Origin of the sequence: Streptomyces sp. NPDC060184, from assembly GCF_042728795.1 — a bacterium.
GTDB lineage: Bacteria > Actinomycetota > Actinomycetes > Streptomycetales > Streptomycetaceae > Streptomyces.
Window position 1 is genome coordinate 10,797 of record NZ_JBHWYX010000082.1, and the last position, 4,318, is coordinate 15,114.

Consider the following 4,318-nt stretch of genomic DNA (forward strand, 5'->3'; position numbering starts at 1 on the left):
CGGGTGGGTATGTTTTTTTTTATATGCTAGGTGGTCGCCCCTCATGTTCTACTTGTGAGCCGCGTGGGCGCGCGGGCGCCCACCCCGGGGGGTGGCCGCCCGCGTGTTTCCCGGGATCAGGGAGTCCAGGCGGTGACGACCGCCCAGCTCACGTCGTCGGGCCAGAGCGCCGTCGCGTCGAAGGTGTTGGAGCCGCCGTTGGAGGCGACGTATCCGATGTTGGAGAAGTGGCGGATGTAGCGGTCGGCGAAGTTGTACGAGACCAGCGAGTTGCCCTGGCCGTTCACGCCGGCCTGCGAGCAGAAGGTGGCGTCGTTGGCGAACAGCGCGGAGCCGTCGTTGGCGTGCAGATAGAGCTGGTAGTTCTGGTGCCGCAGATAGCTGCCCGGCGTGTTCTTCGACTCGAAGGAGCGGCAGGCGCTGTTGGCCAGGCCCGGCCGGACGATCCAGGAGGCGTTCGCCTTGTCGGTCGCCGAGCTGGCGGAGGAGACCACCGTGGTGTTGACGTTCGCTCCGGAGTGGCTGAGGTAGCTGGTGGTGCAGCAGGACGTGGTCGCCCGGAGCGAGACGGAGGAGCCGGAGTTGAGGGCGGTCCCGCCGCTCGATCCCTGCGTGTACCCGGCCGCGACGATGTTGGCCTGGACGGCGTTCTCGGTCGCGTCGGTGGGATAGCCGGAGGTCAGGACGCCCTCGTAGAAGGTGCCCGCGGCGCTGACGCTGTTGTCCCCGCCGATGCCGAGGATGATCGCGCCCTCCTTCTTCATCGGGTTGTAGCCGGAGGCGTTCGGCCGGACCCCGTTGTAGTAGGTGGACAGGGAGCCGGACTGGGCGTTCCCGGCGCGGATGGACCAGTGGTTCGGCTCGCCCTTGACGATCGCGGTCAGGAAGCGGTGGGTCACCGTCGGGTCGTTCGCGTTGTTGCCGGTGTTCACGCCGGAGAACAGCCCGTTCTCCAGGTCCGCCATCACCCAGGGACCGTTGCCCGCACCGGAGCCCCAGCCCCGGCTGTTGCCGAAGTAGATGGCCTCCATGGTGCCGTTGCCGTTGTCGCGGCTGTTGGTCTCCGCGTTGCCGTAGTCGAAGCAGCAGCCGTCGTTGTAGTGGGTGCCGTCGAGGATCGCGTACATGCCCTCGGGCTGGTCACCGGTGGCGATGCCGTTCGTCGCGTTGTTGCGGTAGCCGGTGCCCGGCGAGACGAAGACCCCGTAGGCGCGGTTGCCGTTGAGGCTGACCGGCGCCATCGTGGCGTTGGCGAGCTTGTCGTAGCCGCCCGACGCGGGGCCGTTGAACCCGCCCGGAGGCGCCTGGGTGAGACGGTTGTTACGGCCCGTCTGGTCGTAGATGACCGTGATGACGCAACTGGTCCCGGCGCAGAACGAGTCCTGCGCGGCGGCGTTGGCGTACCCGCCGGCGCTGAGAACCCCGATGTCGCGCGTGGTGTTGTCCGAGGCGCGGCGTACCTGGTACAGCGCCCCGTTGTAGGAGCCGTACAGGGCGCGGGTGGTGCTGTGCGCGGCGACGCACGGCGTGCCGCCCGCGGCGTACAGGTCGCAGGGCTGGGACGTCGCGGCCTGGGAGGGCGTGGTGCCCGTCAGGGCCCCCGCGACGAGCACGGCGGCCAAGGTCGCCGTCAGAGCGGCGGCCCGGCGTCGAAGGGCGGAGCGGAGTCCAGGTATTCCTTTCATTCCGTTCATTCCTTTCATCGTTGTCTTCGATTCGGTGGTGGGCTTCCGGAAGGCGCATGCGGGCATGCGGGCATCAGGGCAGGCGCCGCGGCGCGGGCAGGCGGGCGTACGCCCGTGGTGCGGGCATGCGCCGTGGCGCGGCGTTCGGGGGGTGCGGGGTGCGGGCCGGTGCGCGGGGAGGGCAGCACGGAGCTCTGGGTGTGAGGGGTGGGGAGAGTCCGAAGCGCGGATCCGGGCCGGGAGCGTGCGGGGTGCTGGTGGAGCCGGTACGCGGTACGCGGGTACGACGAGGTGGCCGCGGCGCACGAAAAAATCGGGCGGCGGGCGGAGCGGGTCCGTGCGTTGTCGCAGGTCAGGCCAGTCAGAGAAATTGTTAGCGCTAACAATTCTGACGTGACGTCAGCTGGGGGGAAGGTCGCTTCGGTGGCACAGACGCTAAACCGACGGGGCGGGGCGCGCAAGAGTTTCGTCCAACTCCCGCGAAGTGCGGCTGAGAACAGGCCTGTTCGACGGGTCGCGGCGGTGGGTACGGCCCCGGCCGCGTCACCGAGGGCCGCGCCCACCTGGTCGACGCCCATACGGCGGCCGGGCGGGCGTGGGCGTCGGCCTACGCGTGGGCGTCGGCCGGTCGGGCACGTCCGATGCGACCCCGCGCCGCCGGTACCACTCTGCCGATCGTCGTGGCGAGCGCGGCTCCGAGGGCGCTGACGCCCACCAGGGTCAGCCAGATCGAGGCTGCCCCGGAGGACAGCAACCCCGAGAGCGCGGCCGGGGCGACCGCTCCCGCGACCGTCACGGCGAGCTGGTTGAGGGCCAAGTACCGGCCGCGGAGAGCCGCTGGGGCGCTCTCCGCGGCGACCGTCGACGTGACGGGGCCGCCGAGGAGTTCGCCGAAGGTGTAGCTGCCCGCACCGAGCAGTACCACGCCGACCGCGAGGGCGAGCGCGGCCACGTGGTCGGCGGCGAGGAACAGGAGGTAGCCCGCCGCGAAGCAGACGTGTCCGGCGACGAGGACGCGGCTGCGGATCCGCCCGCCGAGCCGCCCGACGACGACGCCCTGGCCGAAACCGACCATCAGGGTGTTGAGCGTGAACACCGCGCCTGCCGTCCAGCCGGGCAGTCCCAGCACGTCCACGGCGTAGACGGGTATTGCGATGTTGAGGGCGAACAAGGAGATCGCGAAGCACAGTTGATGTGCGACCAGTGACAGGTGCGGCCGGTCCCCGAGCACGCGCCCCCAGCCTCCGGCGGCGGCGTCCCGGCCCGCTTCGGGGCGGACGTTCGGCACGGCCCGCATCAGCACGAACGCGGCGACGTAGGACGAGGCGTTGGCGATCACGATCCCGGCGTAGGCGCCCTGCGTGCCGATGCTGACGGCGAGGGCGGACAGGAGCCCGCCGAGTGCGTAACCGAGGTTCCGCGCCGACCCCAGAAGACCGAACCAGCGCTCGCGTCGGCCGGGAGCGGCCAGCGTCGTGACGGTCACGCCGTAGCAGCTGAAGAACACCGCCCGCCCGGCGCTGTTCAACCAGGCGCAGATGACGATCTGCCACGACTGGCCCACGACGAGGTACCCGGCGAAGCCCAGCGCCTGGGCCAGGTTCGCCGCCTGCAGCACCGGCTTGGCGCCGTACCGGTCGACCAGGCCGCCGGCCAGCGGACCCGCCGGGAGCGCCAGCAGCCCGGCCGTGGTCAGCGCCGCGCCCACCTGCACCAGCGTCAGCGAGGTCGTGGCCAGGAAGTAGAGCATCGACACGGGGATGAAGACACCGGTGCCGAGGGAGTCGATGACGATCGCCGCGACGAAACGGCCGTGCCGGGGCGACGAGGAACGGGGCGTGTGATCGAGTAGGGACACGACCAGGAAGGTATAGATTCTATACCGGTATACACAACGCTACCGGGAGTCGTGCATGGGCAAGGCTTACAACGTCATGGCGGCGACCTGCCCCAGTCGCACCGTTCTGCACCGGATAGGAGCGCGCTGGACGGTCTTCGTCGTCAACGCGCTGGACGCCGGGCCGATGCGCTTCACCGCGCTCAAGGCGCACATCCGGGGGATCACACCGAAGGCGCTCACCGAGACGCTCCGTGCGATGGAGTACGACGGCCTGGTCTCCCGCACGGAGATTCCCGCGCATCCGCCGCATGTCGAGTACGCCCTCACCGACCTCGGCCGGTCGCTGCTGACACCTCTGCGCGCCGTCCGGGAATGGGCCGAGAGCCACGTCCCCGACATCGAGCGCGCCCGCGCCCACGCCGACGCGCAATGCTGAGCCCGTTCGCCGCCGGCTTCAGGCGCACGACGTACCCGGTGTGATTCCCGCGGAGTCCGGCGACGGGTCCACGGGAGGTGGTTTCTGACGAGCCGGCGACGGGACTCCGCCGGTCGTTCCACGCCGCCGACCTGGCAGGATGCCGTGAAGCGGCCGACACGTGCGTCGCTCGGCGCCCGTCGGGGCGGGGTGGTTCGCGGGGAAGGGAAGAGCAGCATGGATCTCGGTACCGAGTCGGTGGCCGAGCCGGAGATCCTGAGCCGGGAGGCCGAGCTGGCCCGGATCTTCGAGCTGGTCGACACCGCGGAGGGCACCGGCTCGAAGGTGCTGGTGCTGACCGGCGAGCCCGGTGCCGGC

At 70.4% G+C, this 4,318-nt stretch carries 3 protein-coding genes; 1 reads left to right on the plus strand and 2 read right to left on the minus strand.

Annotated features, from left to right (window positions below; translation table 11 throughout):
• Positions 1-116: 116 nt before the first annotated feature.
• Together ACFWEE_RS32035 and ACFWEE_RS32040 are read right to left on the minus strand one after the other, a co-directional pair.
• Complete coding sequence (locus tag ACFWEE_RS32035; RefSeq protein ID WP_386894661.1) at positions 117-1,685, minus strand: alpha-L-arabinofuranosidase B; 1,569 nt, start codon at positions 1,683-1,685, stop codon at positions 117-119.
• 607 nt (positions 1,686-2,292) lie between these two features.
• Positions 2,293-3,543, minus strand: coding sequence for an MFS transporter (locus tag ACFWEE_RS32040; protein ID WP_386894663.1), 1,251 nt, complete (start codon positions 3,541-3,543; stop codon positions 2,293-2,295).
• A gap of 55 nt (positions 3,544-3,598) precedes the next feature.
• Between ACFWEE_RS32040 and ACFWEE_RS32045 the strand changes: the two genes are divergently transcribed.
• Complete coding sequence (locus tag ACFWEE_RS32045) at positions 3,599-3,961, plus strand: winged helix-turn-helix transcriptional regulator (RefSeq protein ID WP_386894665.1); 363 nt, start codon at positions 3,599-3,601, stop codon at positions 3,959-3,961.
• Positions 3,962-4,318: the final 357 nt, after the last annotated feature.